The organism is Acetobacter sp. DsW_063, from assembly GCF_002153745.1.
Taxonomy (GTDB): domain Bacteria; phylum Pseudomonadota; class Alphaproteobacteria; order Acetobacterales; family Acetobacteraceae; genus Acetobacter.
Map to the genome: position 1 here is coordinate 1 of NZ_JOPL01000169.1, position 327 is coordinate 327.

Sequence of the window (327 nt, forward strand, 5' to 3'; positions counted from 1 at the left end):
CTTGCCAGTGCGGTTCGGGGACTGGAAGAACGTCCACCGACGGTTGCGTCGCTGGTGTGAAAGCGGTGTGATTGAACGGATTTTCCGGCATCTGGCAGCTGACCATGACAACGAATACATGATGATCGACAGCACGATTGTCTGGGCTCACCAGCATAGTGCAGGCGCTCTTAAAAAAGAGGCACGGATTAGGCCATCGGACGGTCCCGGGGCGGACTGACCACGAAAATCCACGCCATTGTCGATGCTGCGGGAAAGGCCGTGGCTCTTTCGCTGACTCCAGGGCAAAGGGCCGACATCACTGAAGCAGAACCTCTCCTTGATGAA

Annotated in this window: 1 pseudogene; it reads left to right on the forward strand. The window is 56.6% G+C overall.

From position 1 onward, the window contains the following. A pseudogene (locus tag HK28_RS13595) lies at positions 1-327 on the forward strand (IS5 family transposase); the annotation flags it as partial.